This window comes from Candidatus Clostridium helianthi (assembly GCF_045310795.1).
GTDB lineage: Bacteria > Bacillota > Clostridia > Clostridiales > Clostridiaceae > Clostridium > Clostridium helianthi.
On record NZ_JBJIAB010000062.1, the window covers coordinates 1 to 17710 of the forward strand.

Genomic DNA, 17710 nt, shown 5'->3' on the forward strand with positions numbered 1-17710 from the left:
TTAGTTTGTACAGAAATCGGAGTTTGGTTCATTGTATTTTATGGGATTTCTTTTTAATTACTTGTAAAGTGGTGTTAACCTTTATAAATTTAAAAAAATATATATAATATTAATATAAGTTATAATAAAGATTATATAGGTGGTGTAAATATGGATTATTATATAATAGTATTCAAAAATACATATGATGCAATGTCAGCAGAAAAAAAATTAAAAGAATTAGATCTAGAGTTTAGAATAATGCCAACTCCTACATCTATAACTATGAGTTGTGGGATATGCGTGAGAATAGATAAAAAGGCAGATATAGATAACATAATAAATAATGATTTGATGGAATATAAAAATATATACTATAGAAATGATGAAGGATATATACTAATTGATAAATAGGAAGGGGGATTATGTTTGTATGGTAATTACTTAATAGAGTTAGAGGAAGATTTCCAATTTTTAAAAGAATTGAAATCTAATATTAATAGTACGCTAGTAGATATCATAAGTGTTAAATCAATCGAGCTAATAATAAATAAAGCACTTAAAATAGCAGTTGTAATTATTATAATGTATTTTTCTATAAAAATAGGTAAGCATTTAATAAAAAAGTTTGTTGATAAGCAGATTGAAAGCAATGCAGTGATTTCTTTGGATTCTCAAAGGGCAAAAACTTTGGGGGAAGTATTGAAAAGTGTTTTAAAATATTCAGTATATTTTATGGGGATAACAATAATAATATCAATTGTATTTGGTGGTATGTCATTTACGTTTGCGAGTATAGGTGGAATTGCAGTTGGTCTTGGTGCGCAAAGTCTAATAAAAGATTTAATTAATGGATTTTTTATTTTATTTGAAAATCAATTTGGAGTAGGAGATCATGTAACAATAGGAAGTTTTAACGGAATTGTCAAAAGTATAGGAATTAGAGCCACCGTTATTAAAGATTTTACAGGGGATATACATTCAATTCCAAATGGGTCAATAGGCGGAGTTACAAATCATTCGAGGAATGATATTAGGTTTATGGTAGATATAGATATATCTCCACTGGAAGATATTCAAAAAGTGATTAACGTTATAAGAGCTGCTTGTGACGATTTTAAGAGCAAAAATGAAGAGTATATAGGTGAATCCATAGAAATAACTGGGGTCATAGCTCTTGAAGTATCAAAAGTTACAATAAGAGTAGTAGGTAATGCAAAACCATTAATGCAATGGAAAATGGAAAGAGAGCTTAGAATGGCAATAAAGTTAGCTTTAGATAAAAATAGAATAAATGTATCTTTAGATGAGAAACAATTAGACAATGAAAATATAGATAAGGATGGGGAGTAATGGTAGAAAACTTTAATCTCGGAGATGTGGTTGAAATGAAGAAGCAACATCCATGCGGTTCAAATCAATTTGAAATAATAAGGGTAGGTGCAGATATAAAAATAAAATGTACTGGCTGTGGTAGAATCGTAATGATTCCCAGAGTGAAATTTAAAAAGGAAGCAAAAAAAATAGTAATTGCTGCAGAAAGTTAGCAAAATAACTTGATTCATTCTTTTTTTAATGGTATAATCATTAATTGTAATCCCTGCTATGCAAAGCATAGCCGTTAGGCCGAGGGGAGGAGGTGAAATTAATGAGAAAGTACGAAACTATATTTATATTAAACCCATCATTCGATGAAGAAACTGTAAAAGCTAACATCGAAAAGTTTAAGGGTGTTATAGAAAATGGTGGAGGAACAGTAGAAAATGTTGATTTCTGGGGTAAGAGAAAGCTTGCTTATGAAATCTCAAAAGTTAGTGAAGGTTTTTATACTTTAGTTAACTTTACTGCTAACCCTGAATTACCAAGAGAGTTAGATAGAATATTCAGAATCACTGATGGTGTTATAAGACATATCATTGTTAATGAACAAGTATAAGGTGGCGTTGTAAATGAATAAAGTAGTTCTAATCGGAAGATTAACAAAAGATCCAGAACTAAGATTTACTCCAGGAAGTGGAGCAGCAGTAACAACCTTAACATTAGCAGTTGATAAATATAATACAAAAACTGGCCAAAGAGAAGCAGATTTTGTTCCTGTGGTAGTATGGGGCAAACAAGCTGAAAGTACTGCTAATTACATGAGTAAAGGTAGCCAAGTGGCTATTAGTGGTAGAATCCAAACCAGAAGTTATGATGCGAAAGACGGAACTAAGAGATATGTTACCGAAGTTGTAGCAGATCAATTTGGTGGAGTTGAATTCCTAGGAAGTAAAGGAAGTAATTCATCAGGAAATAGTTTTGGTAATAGCAATGAATATTCAGCACCAGCGAATGATGCATTCAGTGGTGGATTTGAAGAGGATATAACTCCGGTAGATGACGGAGATATGCCTTTCTAAAATTTTAAGTAAGGAGGGAATATGATGAGCAGAGAAGAAGGTAACAACGGTAGAAGACCTGGCGGTAAAATGAGAAGATCTAGAAAAAAAGTTTGTGCTTTTTGTGTAGATAAAGCTGAATTTATCGACTATAAAGATATAAATAAGCTTAGAAAATATGTTACAGAAAGAGGAAAGATTCTTCCAAGAAGAATTTCTGGAACTTGTGCTAAGCACCAAAGAGAATTAACATCTTCAATTAAGAGAGCAAGAAACATAGCATTATTACCATTTACAACAGAATAATGGTAGTAGTAATATCCCCCCTGAGAAATCAGGGGGTTTTTAATATAAAAAAATATTATTATTAAATCAATCTCTCAACTTTGTGGAAAAATATAGCAAATTGTCTATAAATTCTTGCAATACTCACAAAAAAAAATTAAAATAATAATACAAGGGTTTTGAGAGAGGTGATAGACTATGAGAAAAGATAATTTTAATATAATGACTAACATTAAAATTATAGAAGATTTAAAAGCACAACTTCTTTGTATAATAGGAGAGTTTTTCAGACTATTGACAAAAGGTAACAATGTAGCCCGTGATTCTATTTTAGATTGTATTTCAGGAGCTATAATTATACTATATATTCTAGGTGATAAGTTAGGATATTCATTGGTAGATATAGACCATAATATAAAATCAAAATTAGATTTAGGGGTAAGAGCAGAGGATCAAGTTGAAAAAGAAGGCAAAAGCTTAAGTAAGTTGAAGCGTTATATTAGTAACAGAAGAGATTAAATATTCTTAGGAGGCTTTTTATGAATTGGATAACTATGCTTAAACGTTTGCTTAAGCCTGGATTACTAATTACAATTTTAATACTATTATTTGCATATAATTATACAGGTATAGGTATAATTATCCTAGTAATCTATTTTATAGATAATTTCCACCAATTAAATTATTATTTGGAAAAGGAAAATGATTTTAACCAATTTATAAAAAGTATAAATAAAGGTATATCAGAGAATGCATTAAAGTCAATATATCCATTAGTATTGATAAAAGAAGATGGAGAAATAGTTTGGTATAATAATTTATTTAACACTTTAAAATCAGATGAAGAAAATACTGAAAAGAATATTTTAAGTATAGCTAGAGGGATAAATCTAGATGATTTTTTAAAGAATGAAAATAATTTGCATCAAAGATTAAGCATACAAAATAAATTATATGATGTATACGCTACTTTGATTGAAACTAAAAATAAAAAAAATCTATACTTATTATCTTTTAATGACATTACAAAGCTCATAGATTACGAAACCACTCAAGAGAGTGTAATGTTAATAGAAGTAGATAATTTTACAGAAGTAATAGATAAAACCGATGATAATAATAGACCGCTTTTAGTAGCTGAAATAGAAAGAACAATAAACACATATGCCAATAACTTAAAAGCAATGATTAAAAGATATGATACCAATAAATATGTATTATCAATTCAAGATAAGTACATTGAAGATGAAATAAAACATAAGTTTAATATAATGGAAGTAATATCAAAAATAGATAAGGGAAATTCAATTGAAATTACTTTATCTATTGGTGTTGGCAAAGGTGGAATGTCTCCGCTTGAAAATCATAACAATGCTAATATAGCTAAAGAGTTAGCGTTGGGCAGAGGTGGAGATCAAGTTGTTGTTAAAACTAATGATGATATAAAGTTTTTTGGTGGAAATTCAAAGGAAATAGAAAAAAGGACTAAAGTAAAAGCGAGAGTTATAGCTAGAGCTTTGAGTGAACTAATTCGAGAGAGTAGCAAGGTTTATATAATGGGGCACAAGAATCCTGATATGGATTGCTTTGGATCTGCAGTCGGATTGGCTAGCGTGGTTAAGCAATTGGGGATGGGCTGTAAAATTATATTAAATAATGATATTACTGCAATCGGATATTTCTTAAATAAATTAAGCAAGGAATCTAAATATGATGATTTATTTATATCAGTAGAAGATGCAAAAAGTGATTTAGATGCCCAAACACTAGTGATCATTGTGGATGTCCATAATAAGAGTTATGTTGCTGATTTATCGCTAGTAGATAAATCTCAAAGAAAAGTAATAATAGATCACCATAGAAGAAGTCCTGATATGATAGAGCATGATATACTTAATTATATAGAAGTATATGCCTCATCTACATCAGAGATGGTCACAGAAATTATTCAGTATATGGTTGATAAGCCTAAATTAACAAGAACAGAAGCAGAAGGTTTGCTTGCAGGTATTTTTATGGATACAAAAGGATTTTCTTTTAAAACTGGTGTCAGAACTTTTGATGCTGCATCATTTTTAAAATCCTTGGGAGCAGATCCTATAGAAATTAAAAAGATGTTTACTGATGACCTAGAAGATTATTTACTTATTGCTGAGACTATAAAATCTGCTGAAGTAAAAGATAATACAGCTATTGCTATAACGCCTAAAAATATTGATACAGTAATTATAGCAAAGGCAGCAGATGAATTGCTAAATATATCTGGAATATCTGTAAGCTTTGTTTTAGGCGAAGTAAATAATGATATATATATAAGTGGAAGGTCAGTGGGCGATATTAATGTTCAAGTAGTGCTAGAAGCACTTGGCGGAGGAGGGCATATGAATATTGCTGGTGTAAAAATATCAAATAAGACAATTGAGGAAGTAATTGTTGAATTAAAAGAAGTAATGAAAAAATACTTAAGGATAGGTGAATAAGTTATGAAAGTTATTTTATTACAAGATGTTAAAAAGATAGGTAAAAAAGGTGATATTATTGAGGCTTCAGATGGGTATGCAAGAAACTTTTTATTTCCAAGGAAATTAGCACAAGAAGCTAGTGCTGCAAATATGCACATTTTGAATAATAAAAAAGAAAATGAGCGAAAACAAAAGTTAGCAGAACTTGAAGCAGCACAAAAATTAGCTGAAGAATTAAAAGGAAAAGAAATAAAAATTAAAGCTAAGACAGGAGAAAATGGAAAGTTATTTGGTGCAATTACTAGTAAAGATGTTGCAGAATTAATTAGAGAACAGTATAAGATTGAAATAGATAAAAAGAAAATTGTTATGGATACAATAAAATTAGCAGGTGGATATGAAATTGATATTAAACTATATCCAGAAGTTAGCACTAAAATGAAGGTGATTATTGTTCCACAAGAATAAGGAGGATTAATTTTGAATTCATATGATGACGCAAGCTTATTGCAGGATATTATTTCAGGAACCTTATCATTAGAATCACAAATCGAGGCTTTATTTTCTATAACTAAGAATGTACTCGACAAAGGAGCTTTTAGGGCTAGAACAGTTAGGTTTAAACTAGATAAATTCATTCAATCATCAAATCTTTGCGATAAAGTTTTCGCACTAAATACTATATTAGCAGAGGGAAAAGATTTAAAAGTTACACCTAAGGAAGAAGAATTGCAAAAAGCCATAAATAGAACAGTTAGGTTAATTTCAAATGAACTAGCAAAAAGATATGTTCAAAATAAAATTGAATCTCAAGTTGAACAATCTATTATGGAAAAGCAGGAAAAGTATATAGATGAAGTTAGACTTTCAGTTATAAACAAGCAAAAGGGTTCTGAAAATAAAAAGACTATCAGCAAGTTAAATAATTTAATAGAATTAGATAGTAGAATTACTAGTAAAAATATTATGAGCTTTTTAAGACCAACGGATTTTAAGCAAGTAGTTGGGCAAGAAAGAGCTATAAGATCATTAATATCAAAGCTTTCATCACCATATCCACAACATATAATATTATATGGACCTCCGGGAGTTGGAAAAACTACAGCAGCGAGATTAGCTTTAGATGAGGTTAAAAAACTTTCATTTACTCCTTTTGATGACAAATCTAAATTCGTTGAAGTTGATGGTACTACATTAAGATGGGATCCTAGAGAAATAACAAACCCATTGCTAGGATCGGTACACGATCCAATATATCAAGGAAGTAAAAGGGATCTGGCTGAGGTTGGGATACCAGAACCTAAACCAGGTTTAGTTACACAGGCGCATGGAGGTATACTATTTATAGATGAGATTGGAGAATTGGACTCTATGCTTCAAAATAAGCTGTTGAAGGTTTTAGAAGATAAAAGAGTAGAATTTTCATCATCATACTATGATCCAGATGATGAAACAATTCCTAAATATATAAAATATCTTTTTGATAATGGAGCGCCAGCAGACTTTGTTTTAATTGGCGCTACAACTAAAAGTCCAAGTGAAATTAACCCAGCCTTAAGGTCTAGATGTACAGAAGTGTATTTTGAACCTCTTTCTTCAAAGGATGTTGTATTTATAGTAGAAGATGCAGCTAAGAAATTAAAGGTAAAATTAGAAGATGGGGTTGCTAAAAAGATAAGTAATTATACATTTGAGGGTAGAAAAGCTGTAAATATTCTGACAGACACATATGGATATGCGTTACACCGATCTAAAAGATTTGTTGATAACTTAGAAATAAAATTATCAGATTTAGATGAGGTAATATCAGTTGGAAGATATACACCATATGAAAGATTAAGCAATGTAGACAAAAGCGAAGTTGGCCATGTATATGGATTAGGTGTTAGTGGTTTTTTAGGATCTACAATTGAAATTGAAGCTACCGTTTTTGCTGCAAAGAAAAAGGGTTCAGGTATAGTAAGATTTAATGATACAGCTGGAAGTATGGCTAAGGATTCCGTATTTAATGCTGCTTCAGTAATTCGAAGCTTAACCGATAAAGACATTAAAGATTATGATATTCATGTTAATATAGTTGGTGGAGGAAAAATAGATGGACCTTCAGCAGGTGCAGCTATCACCATTTGCATAATAAGTTCGTTGTTAAACAAACCCATAAGACAAGATATGGCTATTACAGGAGAGATATCACTCAAAGGAAATGTCAAACCAGTTGGAGGAATATTTGAAAAAATATATGGGGCTAGAAGAATGGGAATAAAAACTGTTTTAATTCCAAGTGATAATAAAAACGAAATTCCTCTAAATACTGATGACATAGATATTAGAGCTGTAGGATCTATAAAAGAGATTATGGATATTGCCTTTATTTAATTTAATGAAATAGGTCTCCTTAATATGAAGGAGACTTTTTTTTGCAACTAAGAAATGATAAAATTAGAATGATGATATACAAAAGATAAAGGGAAAATTAATTGTCAATTGATAATTAGATAGGAGGAATAAAACTTGGATGCATCAGTTATGAGGAGTTTGCCTCAAAGCATAGAAGCGGAACAATCAGTTATAGGATCTATGATCATAGATAAAAATGCTATTGCCAAAGTTCTAGAGAGTTTAGAAGAAGAGGATTTTTATAGAGATGGTCATAAGGTAATATATAAGGCTATACAAGAAATGTTTAGAAATGATATAGCAGTAGATTTATTAACACTATTAGAATATTTGAAGAGTTCTGATATGCTTGAGAGAGCTGGAGGGGTAACCTATATAACAGAAATAAGCTCTTCTGTACCAACTACTGCAAACTTAAGCGCATATATAAAAATTGTTTCTGATAAATCTACGTTGAGAAAACTTATTAAGTCATCAACTGCAATAATAGAAGAAAGTTATAATAATCAAAGTAATGTGGAAGATGTCGTGGATAGTGCCGAAAAGAAAATATTTAATATAGCTGAAAAAAGAACATCAAAGGATTTCGAACCTTTAAGTGATGTATTAGAAAGAGGATTTGCACAAATAGAGAAATTGTTCAACAATAAGGGAACAATTACTGGTGTAGGATCTGGCTTTACTGATCTAGATGCAAAAACATCCGGATTTCAAAGTGGAGATATGATATTAATAGCAGCTAGACCTTCAATGGGTAAAACAACATTTGCACTAAATATTGTGGAACATGCGGCTCTTAGAGAAAATAAAAGTGTTGTAGTCTTTTCTCTGGAAATGTCTAAAGAGCAATTGGCATATAAACTTCTTTGTTCAGAAGCAAACGTAGATATGTTAAGCCTTAGAACTGGAACTTTAGAAGATAAGGATTGGGAAAATATAGCTATGGCTGCAGGTCCGCTTTCAAAGGCGAAAATTTATATAGATGATACTGCTGGCGTAACAGTTATGGAAATGAGATCAAAATGTAGAAGACTCAAAATGGAGTATGGAATAGATCTAATTGTAATAGACTATTTGCAGCTTATGTCTGGAGGATCAGGTAGTGATAATAGACAACAAGAAGTATCTGAGATTTCGAGATCGATTAAAGCATTAGCTAAAGAAATGGAATGCCCAGTAATAGCTTTGTCTCAGCTGTCACGTGCGCCGGAGCAAAGAGCAGATCATAGGCCGATGTTATCTGACTTAAGAGAATCAGGATCTATAGAGCAAGATGCTGATATTGTTATGTTCTTATATAGAGATGAATATTACAATAAGGAAACTGAAGATAAAAATATCGGTGAATGTATAATGGCTAAGCAGAGAAATGGACCGGTTGGAACTGTTAAACTCGCTTGGCTTGGTCAGTATAGTAAATTCGGTAATTTAGATTTAATTCATAAGGAATAAAATTTAAATAATTAGTAATACTAAATAAAAAAGATATAAGAAATTTATATAAATATAAAATTTCTTATATCTTTAAATGATGTTAATAATATGATTATTATTAAACAGCTTTTGGAATTATTAATTTTAAACTGCTTTTATTATCATGGAGTAAAATATTACTTACATCAACTTTTGATAAATAAAAAATTCGCTGAAATAAAAATTCTTTTGAATTATTATTAAACATAATTTTTAATATTAAAAAATGATTTTTATAAGATATTTCTAATATATGTTTACTATCATAGAATGAATCTACATTTATATAATAAAAATCTGAAGATTCTTCAAGTTCACATGTAGGAAGTTGTTCTTCGAGCTCAAGAGATAGCACGGAATTAATGAATTCTTTTGGGCTTATTAAACAATTATTATATACTAAAAAATTATCTTTCATATATATTCCTCCCTTCATATTTAATTATAGTTTGTGAAGTTTTAATACAAGCTATCCTATGATAGTGGTGGTTTATAATTAAGATATTCATATAAAATGATAAAATTTGAATAAATAACAAAAATTTTTTAATGGGGGCTATGATATGAATAAAAAAATTGGTTTCATCGGTTGTGGTAATATGGGAAGTTCTATGGTTGGAGGTCTTATTAAATCTGGATTTATAAAGGCTGATGATATAATAGTATCAACTAAAACTGAATCTTCTTCAAAGCGATTGGAAGAAAGTTTCCAAGTGAAAACAACTTTAGATAGTGCAATTGTTGCAAGAGAATCTGATGTTATTATTTTAGCTATTAAACCTTTTATGTTTAAGGAAATGATAAGTGAAATTAGATCGGAATTAACAACAGATAAATTGATTATTACTATAGCTGCAGGAATTACAATTAGCAATATGGAGGAATGGATTAATACTAGTGCTAAAATAATTAGGACAATGCCAAATACGCCAGCACTTGTAGGGCAAGCAATGTCAGCAGTATGCCCTAATAAGAATGTCACTAAAGATGAGTTGGATTATTGCTTTAAGATATTTGAAAGTTTCGGAGAATGTGTTCAACTAGAAGAAAAAGATTTTCACGCATTTATTGCATTATGTGGATCATCACCTGCATATGTTTTCATGTTTATTGAAGCTATGGCAGATTCAGCGGTAAGATTAGGAATACCTAGGGCTAAAGCTTATAAAATGGCAGCGCAGAGTGTCTTAGGATCATCAAAGATGGTCTTAGAAACAGGAAAACATCCAGGAGAGCTAAAGGATATGGTTTGTTCACCTGCTGGGACTACTATAGATGCAGTAGTTGAATTAGAAAAATTAGGTTTTAGAAATAGTGTTATACAGGCTATGGATAAGTGTGCAGAGAAATCTAAAAATATGTAGTAATTGAAAAGTGGAGGTATGTTAAATAATTATAATTATTTAACATACCGTTTTTTATAAATTTAATATTCCGAATCAGAACTAATTAAGAGGCCAAATGATTTAGATATATTATAGTAAAATTCAAAATCTTCTTGAGTATTAAAAAAGCAAGGAAATTTTAAATTATAATTTCCCCAAATTGTTATAGGTTTATTAGTAAAATAAAAAGTGACGAAGAAAACTTCTCTTGTATTTAAACGAACTAGGAATGGTATAAGTTCTTTATCAACAAGTCTAAAAAATACACCAGTATGTTCATCAAAATTTAAATGGGATGTGAATATATCTCTATCTTCATCTGAAAGAAGATCAAAAAACTTATTTTTGTCTTCAGGTGAAATTTTGTTTATATAAAAATCTATATAAGCATTAGAATCATTGATCTCAAAAATATATTCTATTAATTTGATTAGTTTATTCTCACCATCATAAATATCACTAGCTGCAAGAGTAAAATTTTTGAAAGAATATAAGCCATCAAGTATATTATTAAATCTTATATTAACTTTAGCTTTAAAGTTATCATCACTTATAGGTATTAGTAATTTATTCATGTGATTCACTCCCAATGTAATTAATAATTAATTAAATAGTTTATGGTTGCCTATATTATTGGTTATAGTTAAGTTGGTTTTAAGAGAATAATATATTTATCAACATAATTCTTGAAGATGCTTCTTGTGGATAAGATTTATAATACTATAATGTGGATAATTATATAAAATTTATTCTGTGAATAATTATTGCTTAAGTGAAGTTGTGGATAAAATATTTATTTTTAATATTATATTATTTGGTAGAATCTTAATAGAAAAATAATACAAATAATAAAACCTACAATTGAGTTTATCATTCAATTGTAGGTTTTATTTGAAATAGGAAATCAAAAATTGGAATTCATGAATACTAAATACTAGCAACGCCGCTTCTAATTGCCGCCTCTTTAACAGCTTCAGCAACTAAAGCTTGGACTTTTAAATCAAATGCTTTTGGAATTATATTATCAGGAGACAGCTCACCAGCTGGTATAGCATTTGCTATAGCATAAGCAGCAGCTACTTTCATGTCTTCATTAATTTCTGTAGCTCTTACATCTAAAGCACCTCTAAATATTCCTGGAAAGGCTAATACATTGTTTATTTGGTTAGGATAATCTGAACGGCCAGTTCCCATTACTGCAATTCCAGCTTCTTTTGCATCTTCAGGAAAAATTTCAGGGGTTGGATTAGCCATTGCAAATATTATTCCATCTTTGTTCATAGTTCTAACCATATCTTTAGAAACTATATTTGGGGCAGAAACACCAATAAATACATCTGCACCTTTTATAACATCTTTAAGTGTACCAGTTTCATTATTTGGATTAGTTATATTAGCCAGTTCTTGCATGTAAATATTATGACTTAAATCCTTATCCCTACTTATTACGCCATCTATATCACACATTACTATATTTTTAACCCCAGAAGAAAGTAGTAACTTACATATGGCAGTTCCTGCAGATCCAGCACCATTTATGATTACTTTTAGGCTTTCTAGTTTTTTATTTACTATTTTTAAAGCATTTAACAGACCTGATAAAACAACTATAGCTGTTCCATGTTGATCATCATGAAATACTGGAATACTTAATTTCTCTTTCAGTCTTTTTTCAACTTCGAAGCATCTAGGAGCTGAAATATCTTCTAGATTTATTCCTCCAAGAGTTGGGGCGATATTTACAACTGTATTAACAATTTCATCTATATCTTTAGTATCTAAAACTATAGGGAATGCATCTACATTACCAAATTCCTTAAATAAAATACTCTTACCCTCCATGACAGGTAAAGAAGCAAGTGGACCAATGTCTCCAAGTCCTAAAACCGCGGTTCCATCAGAAATAACAGCAACTGTATTCCATTTACGAGTATATATATAAGCTTTGGCTGGGTCCTTATGTATTTCACGACAAGGTTCTGCAACACCAGGTGTATATGCAAGACTTAGATCCTTAGCAGTCTTAACTTCACAGGTAGGTTTGATTTCATATTTACCTTTTTTTTCTTCATGAAATTTCAAGGCTTCTTCATAAATATTCATTAAAAACACTCCTTAATATGCTAAATATATTCAAATTTACAAAAACATGATCTTTATCATAACAATATAAAACAATTATACGAATTATTTATAAAAAAAGCAAAAAAATATTCGATATGTGGTTGACCATAGAAAAGTACTTTGCTACTATTTAAAAGGAGAGGTTAAAATAAATTTAATGAAACTCCAAATTGATAATAAAAATTAAAGTTATTTATTTAAACTTTATATATTAAGGGAGGCAATATAAATGTCAGCATTTATTGTTTTAGGAGCTCAATGGGGAGATGAAGGAAAAGGAAAGATGACAGATTACTTAGCAGAGGAAGCTAATGTAGTTGTTAGATTTCAAGGTGGAAATAATGCTGGTCACACAGTAGTGGTTGGTGATAAAGAATACAAATTGCGATTAATACCATCTGGAATTTTATACGAAGATAAATTAAATGTTATAGGTAATGGAGTAGTTGTAGATCCAAAGGCTTTATTTGAAGAAATAGAATACTTAGAAGGTGTTGGAGTTAAAATATCGCCTGAAAAGTTAATAGTAAGCGATAGAGCACAGCTTATAATGCCATACCATAAGGTACTAGATAAATTAAAAGAAAAAGCTAGAGGAAAAAATGATATAGGTACTACAGGTAGAGGAATCGGGCCTTGTTATACAGATAAATTTGAAAGATGTGGAATCAGAGTTTGTGATTTACTGCATGAAGATGTTTTTATAGAAAAATTAAGAGAAAATGTTGAAATGAAAAATGCTTATATCACTAAAGTATTAGGTGGAGAAGCATTAAATTTTGATGAGATACTAGCTGAATACTTAGGTTTTGCTAAGAAATTAAGACCATTTGTTCAAGATACATCAGTTAAGGTATATGATGCAATTAAAGCCGATAAGACGGTTTTATTTGAAGGCGCTCAAGGAATGCTATTAGATATTGATTATGGTACATATCCATATGTAACATCATCTAATACAACAGCAGGAGGCGTTTCAAGTGGTTCTGGTATAGGGCCTAATATGATTACTAATGCGGTAGGTATAACAAAAGCATATACTACAAGAGTCGGTAAAGGACCATTCCCAACAGAATTACTTGGTGAAACTGGAGACTGGATTAGAGAAAAGGGACACGAATATGGCGTAAATACAGGAAGATCAAGAAGATGTGGATGGCTTGATTTAGTTATAATTAAAACTGCAGTTAGAGTGAGTGGATTGACATCATTAGCTGTTACTAAGATTGATACTTTAGCTGGTCTAGAAAAAATCAAAGTATGTGTTGGATATAAATTTAATAATACAGTTATAGATTACTTCCCAGCAAGTTTAGAAGACTTAGCTGAGTGTGAACCAATTTATGAAGAATTTGATGGCTGGGATGATAGTGTAGCTGATGTTAGAAGTTATGATGAATTACCTGAGAATGTTAAGAAGTATTTAGCAAGAATATCAGAATTTACAGGGACTAGAATTTCTATTGTTGGAGTTGGGCCAAAGAGAGATCAAACTATGAGAATAGATAATCTATAGTTTAGTATTATGCTCTGGTATTGACTTTATGTTTTGTATAAAATATAATTTTATTGTAGACAATAATTACATAAAGTTGTATTAAAGAAGGTGAAAGTATGATAACTAAAGATATGACAATTGGTGAAGTAGTTAGTGCAGATCAATCTAAAGCTCAAGTTTTAATGAGTTTTGGAATGGGATGTGTTGGATGTCCATCAGCTCAAGCTGAAACTATAGCAGAAGCTGCAACAGTACATGGATTAAATCTAGACGATTTATTAGAAGCATTAAATAGATAAGATAATTATTTTAAAAGGATTTTCTTTTTAGGGAATCCTTTTTTACTTATTAAGAAATATATTTATATCGTTTATGTTTTTTTATGTGTAATTCAATTTTTGTGATTATAATAGATTATAAGATTAAATAATTCATTAACAATATTATTGATAATTTTTTATAATAATAAATATAACATATAGTAAAGGAGGGGAGGAGTTGTAAATCAAAATAGATACTATTTAGCTATAATTTATTCGTTAAATAAAAGTGTTTTAAAGTTAGCTTGAGATTTATTTTTGCATTTTACAATTGTTAATTATGAGTAAGAAGTTTACAAAAAAATATGAAATACATTACTATGAAGTAAATTCTAACTTAAGATGTAAATTGTCATCTATAATAGATTTTGTATGTGATGTAGGTACTCAGCAATCAGAAGCCTTAGGTGGAGGAATTGATTACTGTACGAAAAATAACTGCGCTTGGGTTTTTTATAAATACGATATAAAAATGTATAGATATCCAATGTTTGGTGAGATAATAAGTGTCACAACAGAAGCTATAGGCTTTAAGAAATTCTATGGATTAAGAAAATATACAATTAATGATGAGAATAATAATGTTATAGGGGAAGCACTAGCATTATTTTTCCTAATTAATATAGATAAAAGAAGGCCAATGCGAATACAAGATGAACAATATCATATATATGGAGTAGATGGTGATGTTGATTATGATATAAGCATGGATAAAATAGAAAGAACAAATGATGAACAATATTATAAGCAATTTAGTATAAGATATAGTGATATTGATTCTAATAACCATGTTAATAATGTCAAATATGTTGAGTGGGCAATGGAAGCTGTTCCTCTCGATATTATTAATAATTATACTCTTAAAAGAATTAAAGTAGTATTTGAGAAAGAAACAACATATGGGGATAAGATTTCATCAACTGCTGCTATAAATGTAATTGATGAAAATAATTTAAAATCATATCATACTATAAAAAATAGTGAAGGAACTGAACTAACGCTATTAGAAGCAGATTGGAAAAAATAATAAAGGTAAATATAGGAGATTAGCTGTTGTAAGAATCTAGGTAGCATTAATAATTACGACAGCTAATTTTAGTATTATTTTTATAGATAAGTTAATAATTTTTAGCTATTGGCAGCAGACTTAGCAGCTAAATATCCAGAACTCCATGCCCATTGAAGATTAAAACCTCCACAGTCGCCATGAACATCTAAAATTTCTCCACAGAAATAAAGATTTTTAACTAACTTAGATTCTAAAGAAATATTATTTACTTCAGATGTATTTACACCGCCAACCGTAACTTGTGAATTGTTAAAGCCATTAGTATCAATGCATTTAAAATCCCATCTCTTAAACTTATCAATTAATTTGCTGGTAGTTCTCCAATCAATACTACTGCACGGTAAATGTATATCTTTTATCCCAACATCTTTTAAAATTGTAGAAATTAATTTTTTATTTATAACCCCAATTAGGGCCGTTGATATTTCTCTGTGACCAAACATAGAAATATGTGTGGTAAAGAAATTTTCAATATCATCGTTACTTTCTAGTGGAAACATATCTATTCTTATAGTTATATTTCGATTTTCATAAAGAGCCTTAGAAGCATAAGATGATAATTGCATTATAGGGGGACCTGAAATTCCATAATCAGTAAAAAGTATTTCACCAAACTCTGTTCGAATAACTTTATTATCAACTAAAATAGAAGCAGAGCCATCAAATTTTACTCCTGACAGAGCTTTTAGATAAGGATAATCTAATTTTAATTGAACAATGCCAGGAATAGGCTCTATAATACTATGACCCAATGATTTGCATAGTTTATAGCCAGATCCATCAGAACCTGTTTTGGCAGCGGATTTACCACCACAGCTTAAAATAACCTTTTTACAAGAAAAATGTTTAAAGTCATCATTATTACTTGTTAAAATAAAGTTATTTTTTTTACTTATAGAATTAATTTTACAATTTGTGTATAGAGGTATTTGTCTATCCTCTATTGCCATTCTGAATATATCTATTACAGAAGAAGCCTGAAGAGATTTGGGATACATCTTTCCGTTTTCTAATTCAATTAATGGCAATCCTAGAGATAAAAATGTGCTTTCAGTATCTTTAACAGTAAAGTTATCTAACGCCGCTTTAAAGAAATCTTGATTTTCACTATGGAAACACCCAAATGGGCGAGATATATTCTTATTAGTAATATTACATCTTCCATTGCCAGTTACAAGAATTTTTTTGCCAATTCTATCGTTGCTCTCAATAATGGCCACATCAAGTCCAAAATCCTTGGCTATTATTGCAGCCATTAGGCCAGAGGCACCACCGCCGACAATTATTAAATCGTGATAAATCATTATAACAATCACTCCCTATGTATGTTTTATTGACCATATAAAATTAAATCACATATTTTACCCAGTGCTAAAATAAACTGAATATTTTAAGTATACCATTAATTTATTAATTACTACTAAAATAAAAGGATTCAAATCATATTATTCAATACTTTATAATACTTTTTAATAAATTTTATCATAGTAATATTAAGGTTAAAAGAAAGGAATACTAAAAATGAGGTGATTTTATAATGGAAGTAAAGGTAATTAATATGAATTCAGGAGATTTCGGAAGGGTATTTAAAGTGATAAGAATGAACTTTGATAATATAATGGTCAATTATCCAAATATGAGTGGGGTAAAGAGTTTTTCTTTTAATGATGTGGAATGTATAAGTGAAAATGATATAGATAAATTTTTAATTAATAATAGAAGTTTCTTAAAAATTAAATTAAAAAGAGGGATATCAGTACTTTTTTATAATGCACTATATGAATCGTTGAAGTTAGAAATTAAAGAAGAGGTAAAAGATCTAATTCTTTTAAGAGATAAATATAAAATGTACAAGAGTAAAGTATGGGAAAAGGAAATGCTGTTATTTATAAATAATAAATTTCCTTTAGAAGTTAAAGCTTCAGGAAAAAATTTTAAAAAAAATGGATATAGTATAAATATTAATAAAATAGAGAAAGAAGATTTTTTAGAAATATGTTGTGGGGAAATAAAAATTATTGAAGAGCAAATTAATTTAAAAAAATGTCTTTTATCTAGTCTGAAGGAGGCTAGAGATCATATTGAAGGAACCCATGAAATGTAGATATAATGCCAATTTATTAAAAATAAATAATATAAAAATAAAAAAAATGAAAAAATGTGTTGACAGCGAATCTAATTTTATGTATTATAGTCTATGTGGTCAGCAGCTTGAATAACTCAAGGACATCTAGTTAAGACATTTAAGCGAAAGACAATATAGCATGGCTCCTTGGTCAAGCGGTTAAGACACCACCCTTTCACGGTGGTAACAGGGGTTCGATTCCCCTAGGAGTCACC

The 17710-nt window shown here is 29.7% G+C and carries 20 protein-coding genes and 1 tRNA gene; 17 read left to right on the plus strand and 4 right to left on the minus strand.

Annotated features, from left to right (window positions below):
* The first annotated feature begins 150 nt into the window (after window positions 1-150).
* The 11 genes from ACJDTP_RS26100 (at window position 151) to ACJDTP_RS26150 (ending at window position 8953) form a co-directional block, all read left to right on the plus strand.
* Window positions 151-393 carry a putative Se/S carrier protein gene (locus ACJDTP_RS26100; RefSeq protein WP_077845054.1) on the plus strand — a complete coding sequence of 81 codons (243 nt, stop codon included), beginning with the start codon at window positions 151-153 and terminating at the stop codon, window positions 391-393.
* A gap of 15 nt (window positions 394-408) precedes the next feature.
* Window positions 409-1332 carry a mechanosensitive ion channel family protein gene (locus ACJDTP_RS26105; RefSeq protein ID WP_077845053.1) on the plus strand — a complete coding sequence of 308 codons (924 nt, stop codon included), beginning with the start codon at window positions 409-411 and terminating at the stop codon, window positions 1330-1332.
* The gene (locus tag ACJDTP_RS26110) at window positions 1332-1526 is read left to right on the plus strand and encodes a DUF951 domain-containing protein (protein WP_012061236.1); all 195 of its coding nucleotides are present in this window, start codon (window positions 1332-1334) and stop codon (window positions 1524-1526) included. Before ACJDTP_RS26105 ends, ACJDTP_RS26110 begins: the two co-directional genes overlap by 1 nt.
* Window positions 1527-1627: 101 nt before the next feature.
* Window positions 1628-1915, plus strand: a complete 288-nt coding sequence (gene rpsF, locus ACJDTP_RS26115; RefSeq protein ID WP_012061235.1) for a 30S ribosomal protein S6 — start codon at window positions 1628-1630, stop codon at window positions 1913-1915.
* Window positions 1916-1928: 13 nt separating this feature from the next.
* On the plus strand, window positions 1929-2378 hold the full coding sequence (locus ACJDTP_RS26120) for a single-stranded DNA-binding protein (protein ID WP_012061234.1): 450 nt from the start codon (window positions 1929-1931) through the stop codon (window positions 2376-2378).
* A 24-nt stretch (window positions 2379-2402) separates the two neighbouring features.
* The gene (rpsR, locus tag ACJDTP_RS26125; protein WP_012061233.1) at window positions 2403-2663 is read left to right on the plus strand and encodes a 30S ribosomal protein S18; all 261 of its coding nucleotides are present in this window, start codon (window positions 2403-2405) and stop codon (window positions 2661-2663) included.
* Between the two features lie 177 nt (window positions 2664-2840).
* Window positions 2841-3161, plus strand: a complete 321-nt coding sequence (locus ACJDTP_RS26130) for a MazG-like family protein (RefSeq protein ID WP_077845052.1) — start codon at window positions 2841-2843, stop codon at window positions 3159-3161.
* A gap of 20 nt (window positions 3162-3181) precedes the next feature.
* Window positions 3182-5122, plus strand: a complete 1941-nt coding sequence (locus tag ACJDTP_RS26135; protein WP_077845051.1) for a DHH family phosphoesterase — start codon at window positions 3182-3184, stop codon at window positions 5120-5122.
* Between the two features lie 3 nt (window positions 5123-5125).
* Entirely contained in the window at window positions 5126-5572 is a 447-nt protein-coding gene (gene rplI / locus ACJDTP_RS26140) for a 50S ribosomal protein L9 (RefSeq protein WP_077845050.1), read from the plus strand.
* A gap of 12 nt (window positions 5573-5584) precedes the next feature.
* Window positions 5585-7480, plus strand: coding sequence for a Lon family ATP-dependent protease (lonC, locus tag ACJDTP_RS26145; protein WP_078117623.1), 1896 nt, complete (start codon window positions 5585-5587; stop codon window positions 7478-7480).
* A gap of 135 nt (window positions 7481-7615) precedes the next feature.
* Window positions 7616-8953, plus strand: coding sequence for a replicative DNA helicase (locus tag ACJDTP_RS26150; protein WP_077840070.1), 1338 nt, complete (start codon window positions 7616-7618; stop codon window positions 8951-8953).
* 100 nt (window positions 8954-9053) lie between these two features.
* On the opposite strand, the gene ACJDTP_RS26155 is transcribed toward ACJDTP_RS26150, so the two are convergent.
* On the minus strand, window positions 9054-9392 hold the full coding sequence (locus ACJDTP_RS26155; RefSeq protein ID WP_017213159.1) for a hypothetical protein: 339 nt from the start codon (window positions 9390-9392) through the stop codon (window positions 9054-9056).
* Between the two features lie 145 nt (window positions 9393-9537).
* On the opposite strand from ACJDTP_RS26155, the gene proC reads away from it, so the two are divergent.
* Complete coding sequence (gene proC / locus ACJDTP_RS26160) at window positions 9538-10338, plus strand: pyrroline-5-carboxylate reductase (RefSeq protein WP_077840068.1); 801 nt, start codon at window positions 9538-9540, stop codon at window positions 10336-10338.
* A gap of 62 nt (window positions 10339-10400) precedes the next feature.
* Here the strand turns inward: proC and ACJDTP_RS26165 are convergent, their stop codons facing one another.
* Both ACJDTP_RS26165 and ACJDTP_RS26170 read right to left on the minus strand, forming a co-directional pair.
* Window positions 10401-10934 (minus strand): hypothetical protein, encoded by a 534-nt coding sequence (locus tag ACJDTP_RS26165; protein WP_078117621.1) that lies wholly within the window; start codon window positions 10932-10934, stop codon window positions 10401-10403.
* 352 nt (window positions 10935-11286) lie between these two features.
* Window positions 11287-12462 carry an NAD(P)-dependent malic enzyme gene (locus ACJDTP_RS26170; protein WP_077845046.1) on the minus strand — a complete coding sequence of 392 codons (1176 nt, stop codon included), beginning with the start codon at window positions 12460-12462 and terminating at the stop codon, window positions 11287-11289.
* Between the two features lie 250 nt (window positions 12463-12712).
* On the opposite strand from ACJDTP_RS26170, the gene ACJDTP_RS26175 reads away from it, so the two are divergent.
* The 3 genes from ACJDTP_RS26175 (at window position 12713) to ACJDTP_RS26185 (ending at window position 15328) form a co-directional block, all read left to right on the plus strand.
* Window positions 12713-13999, plus strand: coding sequence for an adenylosuccinate synthase (locus ACJDTP_RS26175; RefSeq protein ID WP_077840065.1), 1287 nt, complete (start codon window positions 12713-12715; stop codon window positions 13997-13999).
* Between the two features lie 98 nt (window positions 14000-14097).
* Window positions 14098-14280 carry a DUF1858 domain-containing protein gene (locus ACJDTP_RS26180; protein WP_012061222.1) on the plus strand — a complete coding sequence of 61 codons (183 nt, stop codon included), beginning with the start codon at window positions 14098-14100 and terminating at the stop codon, window positions 14278-14280.
* Between the two features lie 301 nt (window positions 14281-14581).
* Window positions 14582-15328: an acyl-[acyl-carrier-protein] thioesterase gene (locus ACJDTP_RS26185; protein WP_078117619.1), complete on the plus strand. Its 747-nt coding sequence runs from the start codon at window positions 14582-14584 to the stop codon at window positions 15326-15328.
* 101 nt (window positions 15329-15429) lie between these two features.
* Here ACJDTP_RS26185 and ACJDTP_RS26190 read toward each other — a convergent pair whose 3' ends face one another.
* Window positions 15430-16674, minus strand: coding sequence for a BaiN/RdsA family NAD(P)/FAD-dependent oxidoreductase (locus ACJDTP_RS26190; RefSeq protein WP_406762863.1), 1245 nt, complete (start codon window positions 16672-16674; stop codon window positions 15430-15432).
* A 233-nt stretch (window positions 16675-16907) separates the two neighbouring features.
* Between ACJDTP_RS26190 and ACJDTP_RS26195 the strand changes: the two genes are divergently transcribed.
* Together ACJDTP_RS26195 and ACJDTP_RS26200 are read left to right on the plus strand one after the other, a co-directional pair.
* Window positions 16908-17474: a hypothetical protein gene (locus tag ACJDTP_RS26195; RefSeq protein WP_077845043.1), complete on the plus strand. Its 567-nt coding sequence runs from the start codon at window positions 16908-16910 to the stop codon at window positions 17472-17474.
* 162 nt (window positions 17475-17636) lie between these two features.
* Window positions 17637-17708 (plus strand) — tRNA-Glu (locus tag ACJDTP_RS26200).
* Window positions 17709-17710: the final 2 nt, after the last annotated feature.

What these genes read in the sequence shown, in the direction of transcription:
- ACJDTP_RS26120 (WP_012061234.1), top strand. Translation starts at nt 1,929, where the DNA reads ATGAATAAAGTAGTTCTAATCGGAAGATTAACAAAAGATCCAGAACTA.
- ACJDTP_RS26130 (WP_077845052.1), top strand. Translation starts at nt 2,841, where the DNA reads ATGAGAAAAGATAATTTTAATATAATGACTAACATTAAAATTATAGAA.
- ACJDTP_RS26190 (WP_406762863.1), bottom strand. Translation starts at nt 16,674, where the DNA reads ATGATTTATCACGATTTAATAATTGTCGGCGGTGGTGCCTCTGGCCTA.
- ACJDTP_RS26195 (WP_077845043.1), top strand. Translation starts at nt 16,908, where the DNA reads ATGGAAGTAAAGGTAATTAATATGAATTCAGGAGATTTCGGAAGGGTA.
- ACJDTP_RS26100 (WP_077845054.1), top strand. Translation starts at nt 151, where the DNA reads ATGGATTATTATATAATAGTATTCAAAAATACATATGATGCAATGTCA.
- ACJDTP_RS26180 (WP_012061222.1), top strand. Translation starts at nt 14,098, where the DNA reads ATGATAACTAAAGATATGACAATTGGTGAAGTAGTTAGTGCAGATCAA.
- rpsF (WP_012061235.1), top strand. Translation starts at nt 1,628, where the DNA reads ATGAGAAAGTACGAAACTATATTTATATTAAACCCATCATTCGATGAA.
- ACJDTP_RS26135 (WP_077845051.1), top strand. Translation starts at nt 3,182, where the DNA reads ATGAATTGGATAACTATGCTTAAACGTTTGCTTAAGCCTGGATTACTA.
- ACJDTP_RS26155 (WP_017213159.1), bottom strand. Translation starts at nt 9,392, where the DNA reads ATGAAAGATAATTTTTTAGTATATAATAATTGTTTAATAAGCCCAAAA.
- ACJDTP_RS26170 (WP_077845046.1), bottom strand. Translation starts at nt 12,462, where the DNA reads ATGAATATTTATGAAGAAGCCTTGAAATTTCATGAAGAAAAAAAAGGT.
- ACJDTP_RS26185 (WP_078117619.1), top strand. Translation starts at nt 14,582, where the DNA reads ATGAGTAAGAAGTTTACAAAAAAATATGAAATACATTACTATGAAGTA.
- ACJDTP_RS26175 (WP_077840065.1), top strand. Translation starts at nt 12,713, where the DNA reads ATGTCAGCATTTATTGTTTTAGGAGCTCAATGGGGAGATGAAGGAAAA.
- proC (WP_077840068.1), top strand. Translation starts at nt 9,538, where the DNA reads ATGAATAAAAAAATTGGTTTCATCGGTTGTGGTAATATGGGAAGTTCT.
- rplI (WP_077845050.1), top strand. Translation starts at nt 5,126, where the DNA reads ATGAAAGTTATTTTATTACAAGATGTTAAAAAGATAGGTAAAAAAGGT.
- ACJDTP_RS26110 (WP_012061236.1), top strand. Translation starts at nt 1,332, where the DNA reads ATGGTAGAAAACTTTAATCTCGGAGATGTGGTTGAAATGAAGAAGCAA.
- ACJDTP_RS26165 (WP_078117621.1), bottom strand. Translation starts at nt 10,934, where the DNA reads ATGAATAAATTACTAATACCTATAAGTGATGATAACTTTAAAGCTAAA.
- rpsR (WP_012061233.1), top strand. Translation starts at nt 2,403, where the DNA reads ATGAGCAGAGAAGAAGGTAACAACGGTAGAAGACCTGGCGGTAAAATG.